Genomic DNA, 16,003 nt, shown 5'->3' with positions numbered 1-16,003 from the left:
ATTATGAGATTTTCAAAGGCTTAGCTAGTAAGCCATAGATTGCGGAATCCGACACAACGCCATTAACTTCCCATCGTTGTCTCAGATAACCTTCTTTTACAAACCCTAATCTCTCCAAAGTCTTACCTGAAGCGATGTTGTCTGGATCGATTTCAGCTTCGATGCGGCGCAATTTTAGAGTATGAAATGCGTGCTCAATTAGTGCTGAACCAGCCTCAAGAACAATACCTTTTCCCCAGAAATCGCAGCTGACGCCAAAACCGATTTCCGCACGTCTAGACTCTTTGGCAAAGCTAAATAGCATTATCTTAGTTGCCCTGTGCTTTTTAAGTAGATACCTAGAATCACTTCTGTATTGCTATCCATAGATCGAGCACTATCAGTTATTAATGTTTTTGCCTCATCAACAGACACCCAAGGTTCAGTATTCCAATATTTCATGACTTCATTGTCTGAGAATATACTAAACAAGTCTCCTGCATCTTCTGCGACTAAAGCTCGTAGTATTAATCGTTCTGTTTCAATTTTTGTTGTTAACATCGAAAGGTCTACTTCTTCATTTACTATTGACGAATAACGCCTTGCTGAGGGGAGAGGGGGTAAGCAATACTATTGCTACTACATGCCTCTTCAATCACCAGAGCCATTTGTTAAAAATCCCAAGCCTGGGAAGTTACTCTTAAACGCTTTGTTGTATGCGTACTAAAGGTACACCACGGATTCCACATTATTACCCTCGGGATCAATCAAAAACGCTGCGTAGTAATTTGGAGCGTAGTGACTTCGTAAACCAGGTTTCCCGTTACATTTGCCTCCAGCAGACAAACCCGCTTCGTGAAATGCTGTAACTTGTCGTTTGTCTAATGCAGAAAAAGCGATGTGGCATGTTGAATTACTGACACCTTTTTCAATGAGAAATCTTACATTTGGCTCGCTCGAAAGCCCGAAACCAGCAGCATTTTCATCTGACCATTTGAGTTCAATGCCTAATGGCTCCAGCGCATTCATGTAAAATGCACGACATTCTTCGAATGCCGCTACCTTAATTTCAAAATGATCTATCACTCTTTATCCTTTAGAGTCAGTTACAATTTCCCTTGAAGTGCACAACTCCAATGATGGAGTGAGGCATGTCATATCGGTGCTTTATACAACTTAGCGATTTAACCAGCGCATAGCTCACGTAAGATCTGCTTCTGTAAAGTTAGTTTTAAATGTGAAAGCAAAGGGCGTATCTCCGTTATCGCGCAAATGTTGAAGGCGGAATAAAGCTTCTTGTGGTGTTGGTATATGGCCATCTTCAACCCACCATAGAACATAGCTATCTTCTGTTAATCGATGAAACCATTCGCTTTTTCGGCGCATGAAATCTCTATGGTCAGTACGGAACATAAAGTTTTTGAGTGCGTCAGTACTTTCCCAGACAGACATGTTTACAATCATGTTTGGGTCTTCAAACAATTTAATGCTGGTGGCATCACCGGAGTCGTCTTTTAAACGCCAAACAAAGCCTTCACTCTCTTCAGCAATACCATTAACTAAGTCTAAATTGTCTACAAATTCTCTAATTTCAGGTGCATCCAGAGGATATTTGGCAAGCGCAATATTTAACTGTGCTAATTTCATTTCAGACCCTCCTTGGTCGGTAAGTTAGTGCAATAGCGGTAAGCGGCTTCTTATAATGCAATGTATTGCTTATGCCTTCAAAGATAAATTAGAAAGTGAGTGATTTTGACTGCCAATTACGTTGTAAAAATCGGTTTGGTACATTGGTCTTGTTGAGTTCAAGACGGTACCGATAACGAGAGATTTCTTAGAGACAAACCATCCCATTTGTGCGAGAGTATTTTTAGTCGATTTGACTATCTATTTGATTTTTAATTTATATTTCGAGTTACTATGAATTAATTGCGCAAGTATCACTCGGCGTGTTCAGTTCAAGACGAGCAATACTTAAAGGAGTCGCTATGTATTTTTGGGATGTACAAAGTCTGAAGAACGATATTCGAGCCAACAAACTGTCGGAAAAAGATAAGTTCTTGTATATGTTTTTAAGCATAGCGTTTGTGACTATTGGTATTGAGCTTATTTCCATCTCGCCACTCGAACCACAAAATGTATGGGATGCTGTTGAATCTGTGTCTTATATTCTGATTGTCTTGTTTGGTACGTACTGGGCGTATAAGGCCAATGGTTCAGAACATGGTACGGATTTCCTTGGGCGTTACTTTAGTATCAGCTTTGTTGTGTCAGTGCGGTTTTGTACGTTATTAATTCCGATATCTGTATTTTTGCTTGCCTACTACATGACGGTGATGCCTGAGGATGGCATTGTGGTGAGCTCGTCCGTCGATGTTCTGCCATTCATCGTTTGGTATGCCTTACTTTACGCCAGTATCATCAAGCATATTAAAGCGGTGCAGGTTTAGTTGAGGTTCTGTCTATTTCCGCTTTGGATGTTTCGCCAAACTAAAAAGCCCTGCTCATTGGTGAGCAGGGCTTTTTCTTTTAGGGTTAATCTTAACCGATGATGAAGAAGAAAATCGCGGTTGCAACAATACCAATCAGCGCATAAGGGAACTGTGTCGTCGCGTGTTGCATGGATGTACAACCAGAGCCTTGTGCAGACAACACGGTAGAGTCACTAAAGAAACAAGAGTGGCTACCGGCCGCTGATGCCGAAAGTAGAGCCGCAACGGTTAAGTGTAGTGGCACGCCAAGCTGTTCACCCAAAGGCAGAACGATTGGCATCGCTACCGCGAATGTTCCCCAAGAAGATGCAGTAGCAAAGACCAACGCACCAGTAATCATAAAGATAATCGCAGGGAAGTAAGACGCCGATAAGTAAGGGCTTACGGTCTCAATCACGTATTGCGTGACACCTAGCGAGTCATTGACGGATTTCAGCATGAAGCCGCCAATTACGGTTGCAAGCGGCAGTAGCATGACTTTAATGCCATCATAAACAGCTTCGAACATATCGTTCATTGAAATCAGTTTTTGTGCGCCGTAGAAGCTAATGGTGAAGATCAGCGCGACGAAAACCCCCGCCAGTAGGTCGATACCAAAGTACCAGCTGGCAGCAACTAGGACGATCATCGGTAAAAGGAAGTTGATCAGACCCATTGTCGGATTGGTGTGCGCAGAAACTTCAGAACCAAAGTCCACATCGGTTGCGCCGTCTGGACGAACTTGACCATTCTTCGCACGCTCTTCTGCTTTTTTCATTGCGCCGAGGTCAGGGATTTTTTCCATCGCAACCAGCAGAACAATCACCAAAGTTACCCAGCCGTAAGCCATGTAAGGAATTGCTTGCATATATGTCTGAATACCTTGGCCTGCTTCAGCGACGCCGTTTGCTTCTAGCAGCGAGCTAAAGAAGATGGCCCAAGTGGAAATCGGCACCAGAATACAGATAGGCGCTGCGGTTGAATCCACTAGATAAGAGAGCTTTTCACGAGAGATCTTGTAGCCGTCAGTGACTTTTTTCATCGATGATGAAATTGCAATTGCGTTTAAGTAGTCATCAATAAAGATCAGGATACCCAGAGCAAATGTCATCAACATCGATTGCTTGCGGCTTTTGACCTTGGTGACAAGCATATCGGAGAAGCTCAAAATACTGCCGCCTTTCTCCAACACGGCAATCAAACCGCCCATCAAACCACATACGAGGATGATCCATGCGATGGTTTCATCCATCATCACACTCATCGAAATATCGACAATTTGCTCGACTGCTTCAGTTGGATTGAGCAAAAGTACCCCAGCAATTGCGCCACTAAAAAGGGCTTCCACAGTTCGGTGTGTCGTGAGGGCAAAGACCAAAACCAACGCGGTTGGCAGAAGACTCATCCATCCGTAGGCTTCGCCTTCCTCATGATTTAATCCGATAGTGGTAAAAAAGATAAACGTCGCAACTGAGATTAAAGAAACAATAATATGTTGAGTATTGATTTTAAGCGGCGCATCCAGCGCCTTGGTTTGCGTTGTCATAAAGTGCATTTCCTTTGTTTATGCCGAGTGCAACATCCAGTCGATTTCCAATGGAGTAATCGCTCGCTCAAATTCTGCGAGTTCACTCCGCTTGCAAGCTAGATACAAGTCAATAAAGTCTTGTGAGATGTATTGAGCCAACTCGCTGTGCTCCAGTCGCTCTAGCGCTTCTGACATACGCAGCGGCAGTTCAACAGCATCGTCACTTAAGGTTGGCGGACATTGGTCTTTGGTGTAGTTATCACTCGCTAATACTGCGGAAAGTACTACTGCAGCGAGAATGTAAGGGTTAACGTCAGCGCCAGCGATACGATGCTCAATACGACGGTTTTTACTGTCGCTAATCGGCACACGCAGCGCCACGCCTCGGTGGTTTTCTCCCCAGTCAGCTTTTGTTGGCACATACGCACCCGGTAAAAAGCGGCGGAAGGAGTTAACGTTCGGACAAATCAAACCCATGGCATCGGAGGTTTGTGACAACATGGCTGCCATGGTTTGATAGAAGAAGGGGCTAGCTTGACCATCGGTTTGACTAAAGTGGTTGTTACCATCTTTATCAACCAAGCTGAGGTGAATGTGCATGCCATTACCCGCTTGTTCACCAAAAGGTTTCGCCATAAATGTCGCATCAAACCCGTGCTGGTGAGCCACTTGGCGAATCAAACGTTTTGCAATGATGATCTCATCACACGCTCGCAGTACATCTTTGGAATGGTTGAAGTTGATTTCGAACTGTCCCGGTGCAGACTCAGAAAGAGCGCCGGACGTATTCAACCCTTGCTCTAATGCGATTCGATTAAGATCGGTCAAGAAATCTGCGTAGTCATCTAATCCATCAAGGTCGTAAACCTCGGTGTCTTTTTCTCGTGTTTTCTTCGTTGGATTAATTGCCGTTAATGGTTCGCCATTTTCCCCACGAGTTTTGTCGATTAAATAGAATTCTAGCTCTAGCGCGACACATGGGTACTGATCTTTGGCATGCAGCGTTTGCAACATAGACGCGAGAATGTTGCGGATGAACAGTGGGTTAGGGTGTTCCCCGGTTTCATCCATCATACTAAGCAGTAGTTGGCCAACTTGTTCCTTTGCCGTTGGCATCAAGGTACCGCTGATTGGGTAACACAGGTGATCTGGCTCTCCGAGATCTTCGCCCAAGCCCGCAGTTTCAACGACGTTACCTTTAGTATCGAGGGTGATGGTCGAGAGGGGGAGTGCTACCCCTTTATCAAGTTTCTCTAGTGCGTCTATCGGGATGCGCTTTCCTCTTGGAGTGGCATTGATATCGGTAAAGATAAGGTCGATAAATTCTATATCGGGCCATTTTTGTTTAAAATTTTGTACTTCCTGTAGATACGATTCCATTTTCTTCTCCAAATAGCCTGACGAGTAGAAATTAGAAATAACCAAATTAACAAATAAATTACAGTGCTTTAATTAAATCGTTTGTTTTTCAGGTTATTTTTAATTTAAACATGCACTTATACTGTGCTTTTGGTGTTTAACGGCTGGTTTTTATGTCTTTCTGTTAACTATTTTGTAACAGTTGGTTTTGTTTTGTTCAATATAATGAGCATAAATATTCAATTTAGTGGCCTAAATAGTGCGTTAGATCACGTTGTGACGATAATAACGAATATCCGTGTTGATAATTTTGTACATGGTTTGTAGGGTAAATGTTAAATAAATCGAACACGGAAATATCATGTCAGGAACACGCAAACCCATCATTGGTGTGGTTAGCTGCACTAAAGAGTTAGGTGGCTATCAGATACAAGCGGTCAACGACTTTTACTTACGCGCCGTTAAGGATTTTGGAGGGCTACCGATTATGTTAGCTCCAGAAATGTCGGGAGACGACGTAGCCACCATATTAGACATGTGTGATGGCTTCCTATTTCCTGGTAGTCATTCGAATGTTGCTCCGCATCGATACAATGCAACACATGAAGAAAGCCATAAAGATGAAGCGCGTGATGAACTATCACTGACGTTAATTCGTCACGCGGTAGACCAAAACATTCCGTGTCTTGGTATCTGTCGCGGTTTCCAAGAGATGAATGTTGCACTAGGCGGCTCATTAAACCCAGCCGTTCACGACTCAGGCTTTAATGATCATCGCGAAGCGACTGTTGAAGATTTCGAACAAAAATACGCGCCCGCTCATGCGGTATTAGTGCAAAAGCAGAGTTTGTTTGAACAATGGTTGGCACAAAATCACTGGGAAAATACCACCTTTTTTGAAGTGAACACGCTGCACAATCAAGGCGTCGATCAGCTTGCCCCTCAGCTGCAAGTTGAAGCTAAAGCCCCGGATGGCCTAGTAGAAGCATTTAGTCTTCCGCAACAAAAATTTTTCGTTGGCGTGCAGTGGCACCCAGAATGGAAAGCAAAAAACAATCATTTCTCTCAAATTTTATTCAATGAATTTATGATGGCAGCCTCTCGTTAAACGTTTGGAGCTGCATGAATGGACAATCATGAGATTGGTAAAAATATTGTTCAGTTACGTAAAAAACATGGATTGTCACAAAGGGAATTAGCCGAACGCGCTGGTATTACCCACAGTGCAATCTCGTCCATTGAAAATGGCAAAGTGAGCCCGTCGGTCAGCTCACTACAAAAAATCGTCAACGTATTTTCTTTATCACTGTCGGAGTTTTTCATTTTTGAACAATCTTCGAATGATGAAGTGAAAGTGGTCTTCAAACCGTCAGATCTCGTGGAAATTGGGAGCGAGACGGTATCCATGAAACTAGTGACGAATGGCGACAAAGATCAAGTTATTGGATTCTTGATCGAAGAATACGCACCACATGGAACAACAGGTGCGGCGGAAATCAGACACGAAGGCGAAGAGGTCGGCACGATTTTAGAGGGAGAAATCACTCTAGAGTACAAAGGCCACTCCTACGTCCTCACAGCCGGCGAGTCGTACATAATTGATACGACGAAGCCACATCGATTTACGAATCACACAGACAAGGCTTGTCGATTGATAAGTGCGCATACGCCAACCACATTTTAGTGGGGGCTTGCCTTGTGTGATCACAAGGAGAGCGTATGAAAACCCAAGAGCAATGGATTGAGCTAAAAAACAATCTAAACATCGAAAACAGGGCGTACATTAACGGTGAATACAGTGCCGCTTTAACAGGGCAAACCATCCCGGTAGTTAACCCAGCAACAGACGAGATATTCACCGACATCGCCCGTTGCCAAAGTGAAGATGTCGACCTCGCGGTATCATACGCTCGCCAAGCATTTCAATCTGGTATTTGGAGTGAAAGCAGCCCAGCTCATCGTAAAGCAGTGCTTAAACAGTTTGCTGACCTGATTGATCAACACCAAGAAGAGTTAGCACTATTAGAAACTCTCGATACTGGTAAACCTATTTCTCACAGCTTCTCTACCGATATTCCTGGCGCAGCACACTCTTTGCGCTGGTATGCAGAAGCTATCGACAAAGTGTACGGTGAAGTTGCCCCAACGGAAAAAGACGTACATGCCTTTATTTCCCATCAGCCAATTGGCGTGGTTGCCGCGGTTGTGCCGTGGAACTTCCCACTTTGGCTCGCGTGTTGGAAGCTTGGCCCTGCTTTAGCGGCTGGTAACAGCGTGATCTTAAAACCCTCAGAAAAATCTTCTCTCACCGCGATATTCCTAGGTCAACTTGCTTCTCAAGCGGGCTTGCCAACAGGCGTTTTCCAAGTCGTGACGGGTTTTGGTCATGAAGCTGGCGACGCGCTGGCGAAACACCAAGACGTAGACTGCATCGCCTTCACAGGCTCGACGCGCATTGCAGGTCAACTGATGGTCAGCTCGGGTGAGAGCAACCTAAAGCGTGTGTTTGCAGAAGCGGGCGGCAAGAACGCGAACATCGTGTTTGAAGATTGTGATGATTTAGACCGCGCAGCAGCAGAAACCGCCGCTGGGTGTTTCTACAACCAAGGTGAGGTGTGCGTCGCGGCAACCCGTCTGCTTGTTCACGAAAGCATCAAAGATCAGTTCATAGAAAAAGTTATTCAAGCGTCGAAAGCGTTCACGCCAAAAGACCCAATGGACCCAAGTTCATCCATGGGTGCGCTTATCGACCAAGATCATAAATCAAAAGTGTTGGAATACATCTCGTTAGGTGAATCAGAAGGTGCAAACGTACGTTGTGGCGGCGATGTCGATGGGCAGGGCGCATTTGTTTTCCCAACCATTTTAGACAACGTCGACAACAAGATGCGCGTCGCCCAAGAGGAAATTTTTGGTCCAGTGCTGTGTGTCATTCCATTCAAAGATGAAGCGCAAGCAATTGAGATCGCTAACGATTCGAAGTACGGCTTAGGTGCTGCACTTTGGAGCAGCAATATCAACCGTGTTCATCGCGTAGCAAAACGACTGCAAGCCGGCTCGGTTTGGGTCAACAACTACAACGAAGGTGATATGACGGTCCCATTTGGCGGATTCAAAATGAGCGGAAACGGTCGAGACAAGTCTCTCCACGCGATCGAAAAATTCACCGAAACCAAAACCACTTGGATTCGCCTCCATTCTTAAGCCTGCTGACGATTACGATAAATAAAGGAATAGTTCTATGAACAAGCATACGGATTCGTTCTACGCGCACTCTGTGCCAAACATGCCGGAATACCCACAACTGCAAGACAACATCGAGTGCGATGTGTGTGTAGTCGGTGCGGGATTCTCTGGTCTTTCTTCTGCGCTGCACCTTGCAGAAAAAGGTTTTAAAGTCGTTGTGTTAGAAAGCGCAAAAGTGGGCTTTGGAGCAACTGGTCGTAACGGTGGCCAAATCGTTAACAGCTACAGCCGAGATGTTGACGTGATTGAAAGCCGTTACGACCAAAACCAAGCTAAAGCTCTGTGCGATATGATTTTTGAAGGCGGCGATATCATCCGTGGCCTGATTGACAAATACGACATCAACTGTGATTACAAGCAAGGTGGCTTGTTCACGGCACTGAACAGTAAACAACTCAAAGGGCTAGAAGAACATAAGAAGAACTGGGAGCGTTACGGAAACGACCAACTGACTCTGCTTGACGCAGGAGAGGTAGAACAAGCGGTAGGTACGAAAGTGTACGCTGGCGGTTTGCTAGATATGCGCGGTGGTCATATTCACCCACTGAAACTGGCATTAGGTGAAGCCGCTGCGTTTACGTCTCTAGGTGGTCAAATCTTTGAGCAGTCGGCGGTCGTGTCGATTGACAAAGGGATTAACCCAGTAGTGAAAACGGCACAAGGCAGCGTGAAGAGCAAGTACGTGGTACTGGCAGGTAACGCCTACCTTGGTGGTTTGGCACCAAACATCAGCAACAAAGCGATTCCGTGTGGCACGCAAGTGGTAGCGACTCAGCCTTTGAGTGATGAGCAGTTAAAACAAGTGCTAACCAGTGACTACTGCGTTGAAGACTGTAACTACTTGCTTGACTACTTCCGCTTAACCGCCGACAAGCGTTTGTTATTCGGAGGTGGCGTGGTTTACGGCGCACGTGACCCAGAAAACATCGAAGCACTGATCCGTCCGAAGATGGAGAAAGTCTTCCCACAATTGAAAGGCATCAAGATTGATTACACCTGGACGGGTAACTTCTTACTGACTTACTCACGCATGCCGCAATTTGGCTCGTTTGCAGACAACATTTACTACCTACAAGGCTACAGCGGTCACGGTGTAACGTGTACTCACCTAGCAGGTAAGTTGCTGGCTGAAACCTTGACCGGACACGCAGAACGCTTTGACGCGTTTGCGGCTTTGAAACATTACTCCTTCCCGGGGGGCCGCCATTTCCAAATTCCGTTTACGGCAATGGGCGCGGCTTACTACAACCTACGTGACAAACTGGCGATTTAAGAGATAAGGAATATCCAATGAGCAAAGTAGTGAAATTTGCAGCCCTTCAACTGACGAAAAACTGGGACCTGGAAGAAAATCTAGCTAAAGCCAAAAAGGCGATTCGCGAAGCAGCACAAAACGGTGCGAACGTGATTCTTCCTCAAGAGCTGTTCGCTGCACCTTACTTCTGCAAAAAACAAGAAGCGAAGTATTTCGAGCTCGCAGAAGAGACGGCAAATAGCCACCTTATTCAGGAAATGAGCGCACTGGCGAAAGAACTCGGCGTTGTTATTCCTGTTAGCTACTTTGAAAAAGCGGGCAACACGTTTTTTAACTCGCTAGTGATGATAGATGCCGATGGCACGGTACTAGATAACTACCGCAAGTCACACATTCCTGACGGCCCGGGCTACAGCGAGAAATACTACTTTAGCCCTGGCGATACCGGTTTCAAAGTGTGGCAAACCAAGTTCGGTAAGTTCGGTGCTGGCATTTGCTGGGACCAATGGTTTCCAGAGCTTGCGCGCAGCTTGGCTCTGCACGGCGCGGAAGCGATTTTCTATCCAACTGCAATCGGTTCTGAGCCTCAAGACCCAACGTTGGACTCGCGTGACCACTGGCAACGTACAATGCAAGGTCACTCGGCAGCAAACCTCGTTCCAGTGGTTGCGTCAAACCGAGTGGGCACTGAGGTCGATGATGGTATCGAGACCACGTTCTACGGCTCTTCTTTTATCACTGACCACACTGGTGCAAAAATTGCCGAAGCACCACGTGAAGGTGAAACCATTATTTACGCAGAAATCGATCTCGCTGCGACAGCGAAAGCGCGTCACGCATGGGGCTTGTTCCGCGACCGTCGTCCAGACCTTTACACCAGCGTTGGTAAACTAGCTGTTTAAAGAGGCGTTAAAATGAAGTTATCGACAACACCAGCGCAAGATGGCTTCTATTTTCCGGCTGAGTTTCAGCCGGTTAGTGAAGTTTGGCTAGCGTGGCCAGAAAGGAAAGACAACTGGCGTGATGACGCGTTACCCGCGCAAGAAACCTTTGCCAGAATCGCGAACTTAATCGCGGAAGTGACCAAGGTGTGCGTGGCGGTATGCTCGCACAACTTTGACCGAGCGCGTCAAATGCTCCATTCAGACGTACGTTTGGTGGAAATCCCATTTAACGATGCGTGGATGCGCGATATTGGACCGACCGTGCTCGTGAATCAGGCGGGCGAGCGCCGTGGGATTAGTTGGCAATTTAACGCGTGGGGCGGCGAATACAACGGGCTTTACGATAACTGGCAGCAGGACGATCTTGTCGCTGGCTCGGTGTGCGACATCATAGGTATAGATTATTACCGCGCACCGTTTGTACTTGAAGGTGGGGCGATTCACACCGATGGTGAAGGCACCCTTTACACCACAGAAGAGTGCTTACTCAGTCCGGGGCGAAATCCGCAATTGAGCAAAGCGCAAATCGAAGAGCAGTTAAAGGCGTATCTCGGCATCGAAAAAATCATTTGGTTGCCAAATGGTTTATTCAATGACGAAACAGACGGCCATGTTGACAACCTGATGCACGTCATCGCACCGGGTAAGGTGGTACTGAGTTGGACCGATGACTCAAGCGATCCGCAATACGCGTTGTCTCGTCAAGCAGAGCAAGTGCTGAAATCGCAGCACGATGCGAAAGGGCGCGAGATTGAAATTGTCCGTTTGCCACTACCGGGTCCGTTGCATTATAGCGAGCGCGAAGCCAATGGCATTGACGCCAGTTCAGGAATGAGTCGACAAGCTGGCGAACGTCTAAGTGCCTCTTATGCGAACTTTCTTATCGTCAACGGACATGTGTTCTTACCGATGTTGGATGAGGACACCGACGCCATTACGATCGATATTTTGCAAAACGCGATGCCGGAATACCAAATCATCGCGATACCGTCGAGAGAGGTTCTACTCGGCGGAGGGAACATTCACTGCATTACGCAGCAGATCCCCGCTTAAACACAAGCTCGCCGCTGACTCAGCGGTAATGATGAGTTGTCAAAAGGAATGACCATGCAACAGATACAAAACCAAAGCCTTGTTTCGTTTATGGTAGCGAACCCACAACAGGGCATTGCAGTGACTAATCCGGCGACCGGAGAGCTTCTCGGGTACGCACCTGTCTCAACTGAGAACGATATTTTAAATAGCATTGAACGTGCCCATGTCGCGCAGAAAGAATGGGCGGCACTGCCAGCAAAAACGCGTGCTGGCATGCTCAATCGTTGGTTCCAACTCCTGTTAGAAAACAAAGGCGACCTTGGCCGTTTGATGACGTTAGAACAAGGTAAGCCGCTGGCTGAAGCTCAAGGTGAAGTGCTTTACGGCGCGAGCTTTATCGAATGGTTTGCTGAAGAAGCGAAACGTACCTACGGTGAGACGATTCCTGCGCCGAGTGCAGACAAGCGTTTGGTGACCATCAAACAGCCAATTGGTGTTGCCTGTGCGATTACACCTTGGAACTTCCCAATTGCGATGATCACACGCAAAGCAGGTCCAGCTTTAGCGGCAGGTTGTAGCTTTGTCGTAAAACCATCTGAATCTACTCCGCTGTCTGCGTTTGCGGTCGCAGAGCTTGCCTATCAAGCGGGTATTCCACGCGATGTGCTGCAAGTGGTTCTAGGTGAAAATTCCCGTCAGGTAGGTGCTATCTTCACTTCGCATCCGTTGATTCGTAAGTTGTCTTTCACTGGCTCTACTCAAGTTGGTCGCGTGCTGATGCAGCAAAGCGCGGCTGACATAAAACGTACCTCAATGGAGCTAGGTGGCAACGCGCCATTTATCGTATTCGATGATGCGGATATTGATGCAGCTGTGGCGGGCGCGATGGCGTCGAAATTCCGTAACGCAGGTCAAACGTGTGTGTGTGCGAACCGTTTCTACGTACACAGCAAAGTGTATGATGAGTTCGTTGCTAAGTTCGACGCTGCGGTTCAGCAGCTCAACGTCGGTAACGGCTTAGAAGAGGGCGTGAATATTGGTCCAGTGATCAGCGAATCGGCAAAGCAAGGCATTCAAGCGCTTATCGACGGTGCTATTGAACAAGGCGCTAAGCCAGTTACAGAACTTAAAAAGCTCGATGGTCTATTTATGCAGCCAGTGGTGCTCAAAGACGTTACTCACGACATGAAGATTGTCTCTGAGGAAATCTTTGGCCCTGTCGCACCAGTGATTCGTTTTGACAGTGACGCACAGCTGATCGAAATGGCGAACGACACCATTTACGGTCTTGCGTCGTACTTCTACAGCCAAAACATCCACCGTGTTTGGAAAATCGCAGAAGCGCTTGAATACGGCATGGTCGGCATTAACGAAGGCATGATTTCTACTGAAGTCGCTCCTTTCGGTGGTGTTAAGCAGTCCGGCATCGGACGCGAAGGAGCAAAACAAGGTATCGATGAATACATGGACGTGAAATATCTCTGCTTTGGCGGCAACTAATTAAGGACAAGACAATGACAAACCAACAACTACACGCAAGAAGAAGCCAAGTTATCGCTCAAGGCATGGGCGCACTGTACCCGCTTTACGTCGAGAAAGCTGAAAACGCTTACGTATGGGATATCGAAGGCAACAAATACATCGACTTTGCTGCAGGCATCGCAGTAACCAATACCGGGCATTCTCACAAACGTATCAGTGAAGCGGTAAAAGCTCAGTTGGATAACTTCTCGCACACGTGTGCGATGGTTACGCCGTATGCGTCGTTCGTTGAGCTGGCAGAAAAGCTGACAGAACTTGCACCAGGTGAGACTAAGAAGAAAGCGATCTTCCTGACCACTGGCGCTGAGGCAGTCGAAAACGCAGTGAAAGTAGCGCGCGCTCATACTGGTCGTAGCGGCGTGATAGCGTTTAAAGGGGGCTTTCACGGTCGTACAAACATGACGATGGGGTTAACCGGTAAAGTTGCGCCATATAAAGCAGGCTTTGGTCCTTTCCCGAACGAAATCTACCACGCGCCGTACCCAAATGCGTTCCACGGCATCAGTGTGGAGCAAAGCTTACAAGCGATCGATGATCTATTTGCTTGCGATATTGAACCTTTGCGCGTTGCGGCGATCATCTTCGAGCCAGTGCAAGGCGAGGGCGGCTTCTACAAAGCACCAGAAGCGTTTGCACAAGGCTTGCGTCAGCTGTGTGATAAGCACGGTATCATGCTGATTGCCGATGAAATCCAAACGGGTTTTGCTCGTACCGGTAAAATGTTTGCCACAGAATACCTAGGCATTGAACCAGACCTAATGACAATGGCGAAAGGCATTGCTGGTGGTTTCCCAATCTCAGCGGTAGTTGGGAAAGCTGATGTGATGGATTCTGCACTACCTGGTGGTTTAGGTGGCACTTATGCGGGCTCGCCACTTGGCTGTGTTGCTGGTCTTGAAGTACTGAAAATCATCGAAGAAGAAGACTTGTGTGCTAAAGCAATGGGCATCGGTGAAGTGGTCAATGCTCGTATGACTAAACTGCAACAGTCAGTGCCTGCTATCGGTGAAATCCGTACTACAGGTGCGATGATGGCGATTGAATTTACTGACCCAGAATCAGGCAAACCACTGCAAGAGATGACCAAAGCGGTGATTTCTAAAGCGCAAGAAAACGGCCTTATCCTGCTTTCTTGTGGAGTAAAAGCGAACGTGATTCGCTTGTTGCCGCCGCTAACCATTGAGCCTGAAGTGCTTAGTGAAGGCTTAGATAAGTTGGAAAAAGTGATTCTTGAAGTGGCGTAATTCACGCGCTTTTAAATAGCAATCACAAGTAAAGGAAACGGTTGGCACCAATCGTTTCCTTTTTGTTTTTGGAAAATCGTCCTTCGCTTAACTAAATATCCTGTTTAAGTTGTAAGCGGAATCGATAAAAAAGTGTGTATCGACTCGAAAAACGTTTGCGATTCCAAGAATATCGGGTGAATTGGCAACTCGAAAAAATTACATTTGAATCAATGGTCTATGCAGTACCAATAGTAACTTACCACTCACCACTAAGGACTCAAATGAAACGTTCACTACTTGGATTAACCATGATTGCCTCTTTCAGCTGTTTGGCTGAGGGCGCTTTGGATCTCACCACGCTTTCAAACAATAATACCGACAACCTCGTATGGGTTGGACATTTGAGCCCAGACACCGATAGTGCCGTTTCCGTTATCCTTGCGTCACACATCTACGGCGGTGAAGCAGCGTTAACTGGCGAAGCGAACCCAGAAAGTAAGTTTGTGTTTGAATTTTGTGGTATGGACGCGCCAAAAGTGAAGGCGGATTTCTCTTCTCACCACATTGGTTTGGTGGATTTCAACCAATCGACTCAACTTGCAAAATCGGTTGATCCAACTTCCATCGTGGCAATCATCGACCACCACGCGATGGGCAGTTCGCCAATCAGCATGCCGCAAATCGTCACGATGGACATTCGTGCTTGGGGTTCTGCAGCAACAATTCTTACGGCAAATGCCGAGAAGTTAAACGTTAAACTGCCAAAGAATATTGCGTGTGCAGGTTTAGGGGCTATTTTGTCGGACACGGTTGTGTTCCAATCTTCGACTACCACTGAATATGATAAACAGTACGCGCAAAAGCTGGCGGACATTGCAGGAATCAAAGACATCAAAGGTTTTGGTGAACAAATGTTGTTGGCGAAATCGGATCTGAGCCATTTCTCAGCAGAAACGATTCTGACGATGGATTACAAGAACTTTGAGTTTGCAGGTAAGAAGGTTGGCATCGGTGTGGCAGAAACACTGCGAGCGCAGCAACTGATTAACCGCAAGCAAGACTTCTTCGAAGCTATTCAAGCGTATAAGAAAGCACAGAATCTTGACTATCTGTTCTTCTCGATCACTGATACTAAACACAAGCGCGCAAACATGCTTTGGGCGGATGATGCAGATAAGAAAGTGCTATCAAAAGCCTTTGATGTGAAAATCGACAATGACATGTTGGTATTGGATGGCGTGACGTCTCGCAAGCGTCAAATTGGTCCTGCAATTCAACAAGCGATTGAATCACTCTAGTGACTAAGCCACACTGAAAATAATGAAAAAACCACCGTTAAAGGTGGTTTTTTCGTTTTTGGCAAGACAGAGTCGGAAATTTAGATTCAACGCAAAAGAGCAGAAGAAAACAGTCTCCCG

16 protein-coding genes are annotated in these 16,003 nt (G+C 46.5%); 10 read left to right on the top strand and 6 right to left on the bottom strand.

All coding sequences use genetic code 11. The features are described from left to right. Nucleotide 1: 1 nt before the first annotated feature. The 4 genes from ACYJZR_RS08860 to ACYJZR_RS08845 all read right to left on the bottom strand — a co-directional run bounded on the left by ACYJZR_RS08860 (nucleotide 2) and on the right by ACYJZR_RS08845 (nucleotide 1,626). Nucleotides 2-304 carry a GNAT family N-acetyltransferase gene (locus tag ACYJZR_RS08860; protein WP_256097337.1) on the bottom strand — a complete coding sequence of 101 codons (303 nt, stop codon included), beginning with the start codon at nucleotides 302-304 and terminating at the stop codon, nucleotides 2-4. Continuing rightward, nucleotides 304-540: a GNAT family N-acetyltransferase gene (locus ACYJZR_RS08855; protein ID WP_406965024.1), complete on the bottom strand. Its 237-nt coding sequence runs from the start codon at nucleotides 538-540 to the stop codon at nucleotides 304-306. Before ACYJZR_RS08855 ends, ACYJZR_RS08860 begins: the two co-directional genes overlap by 1 nt. Nucleotides 541-702: 162 nt before the next feature. Beyond that, nucleotides 703-1,065 carry a VOC family protein gene (locus tag ACYJZR_RS08850; protein WP_025441962.1) on the bottom strand — a complete coding sequence of 121 codons (363 nt, stop codon included), beginning with the start codon at nucleotides 1,063-1,065 and terminating at the stop codon, nucleotides 703-705. Between the two features lie 114 nt (nucleotides 1,066-1,179). Continuing rightward, nucleotides 1,180-1,626 (bottom strand): DUF3291 domain-containing protein, encoded by a 447-nt coding sequence (locus ACYJZR_RS08845; protein ID WP_021449154.1) that lies wholly within the window; start codon nucleotides 1,624-1,626, stop codon nucleotides 1,180-1,182. Nucleotides 1,627-1,967: 341 nt separating this feature from the next. Here ACYJZR_RS08845 and ACYJZR_RS08840 point away from each other — a divergent pair, with 341 nt between their 5' ends. Further along, entirely contained in the window at nucleotides 1,968-2,429 is a 462-nt protein-coding gene (locus ACYJZR_RS08840) for a hypothetical protein (protein ID WP_005500350.1), read from the top strand. Between the two features lie 91 nt (nucleotides 2,430-2,520). On the opposite strand, the gene ACYJZR_RS08835 is transcribed toward ACYJZR_RS08840, so the two are convergent. Both ACYJZR_RS08835 and ACYJZR_RS08830 read right to left on the bottom strand, forming a co-directional pair. Continuing rightward, nucleotides 2,521-3,996, bottom strand: coding sequence for a Na+/H+ antiporter NhaC family protein (locus ACYJZR_RS08835; protein WP_021449153.1), 1,476 nt, complete (start codon nucleotides 3,994-3,996; stop codon nucleotides 2,521-2,523). Between the two features lie 18 nt (nucleotides 3,997-4,014). Further along, a complete protein-coding gene (locus ACYJZR_RS08830; protein WP_005485605.1) occupies nucleotides 4,015-5,358 on the bottom strand; it encodes a glutamine synthetase family protein in 1,344 nt (447 codons plus the stop codon). 340 nt (nucleotides 5,359-5,698) lie between these two features. On the opposite strand from ACYJZR_RS08830, the gene ACYJZR_RS08825 reads away from it, so the two are divergent. From ACYJZR_RS08825 to ACYJZR_RS08785, 9 genes are all read left to right on the top strand, one after another. After that, complete coding sequence (locus ACYJZR_RS08825) at nucleotides 5,699-6,445, top strand: gamma-glutamyl-gamma-aminobutyrate hydrolase family protein (RefSeq protein WP_077673052.1); 747 nt, start codon at nucleotides 5,699-5,701, stop codon at nucleotides 6,443-6,445. Nucleotides 6,446-6,463: 18 nt separating this feature from the next. After that, a complete protein-coding gene (gene puuR / locus ACYJZR_RS08820) occupies nucleotides 6,464-7,021 on the top strand; it encodes an HTH-type transcriptional regulator PuuR (RefSeq protein ID WP_005464588.1) in 558 nt (185 codons plus the stop codon). Between the two features lie 35 nt (nucleotides 7,022-7,056). Then, a complete protein-coding gene (locus ACYJZR_RS08815) occupies nucleotides 7,057-8,541 on the top strand; it encodes an aldehyde dehydrogenase (RefSeq protein WP_461715814.1) in 1,485 nt (494 codons plus the stop codon). A gap of 37 nt (nucleotides 8,542-8,578) precedes the next feature. Then, on the top strand, nucleotides 8,579-9,856 hold the full coding sequence (locus ACYJZR_RS08810; protein WP_169615764.1) for an NAD(P)/FAD-dependent oxidoreductase: 1,278 nt from the start codon (nucleotides 8,579-8,581) through the stop codon (nucleotides 9,854-9,856). A gap of 17 nt (nucleotides 9,857-9,873) precedes the next feature. Beyond that, a complete protein-coding gene (gene aguB, locus ACYJZR_RS08805; RefSeq protein WP_281960779.1) occupies nucleotides 9,874-10,740 on the top strand; it encodes an N-carbamoylputrescine amidase in 867 nt (288 codons plus the stop codon). 12 nt (nucleotides 10,741-10,752) lie between these two features. Beyond that, a complete protein-coding gene (aguA, locus tag ACYJZR_RS08800; protein WP_406965032.1) occupies nucleotides 10,753-11,835 on the top strand; it encodes an agmatine deiminase in 1,083 nt (360 codons plus the stop codon). A gap of 54 nt (nucleotides 11,836-11,889) precedes the next feature. Continuing rightward, on the top strand, nucleotides 11,890-13,317 hold the full coding sequence (locus tag ACYJZR_RS08795) for an NAD-dependent succinate-semialdehyde dehydrogenase (RefSeq protein WP_406965034.1): 1,428 nt from the start codon (nucleotides 11,890-11,892) through the stop codon (nucleotides 13,315-13,317). 14 nt (nucleotides 13,318-13,331) lie between these two features. After that, nucleotides 13,332-14,603 carry a 4-aminobutyrate--2-oxoglutarate transaminase gene (gene gabT, locus ACYJZR_RS08790; protein ID WP_406965036.1) on the top strand — a complete coding sequence of 424 codons (1,272 nt, stop codon included), beginning with the start codon at nucleotides 13,332-13,334 and terminating at the stop codon, nucleotides 14,601-14,603. 263 nt (nucleotides 14,604-14,866) lie between these two features. Beyond that, nucleotides 14,867-15,883 (top strand): manganese-dependent inorganic pyrophosphatase, encoded by a 1,017-nt coding sequence (locus ACYJZR_RS08785; protein WP_053320647.1) that lies wholly within the window; start codon nucleotides 14,867-14,869, stop codon nucleotides 15,881-15,883. Nucleotides 15,884-16,003: the final 120 nt, after the last annotated feature.

This window comes from Vibrio sp. RC2502, from assembly GCF_054850435.1.
The sequence above is the reverse complement of the archived record's forward strand: the minus strand, read 5'-3'. Positions and strand labels throughout refer to the sequence as shown.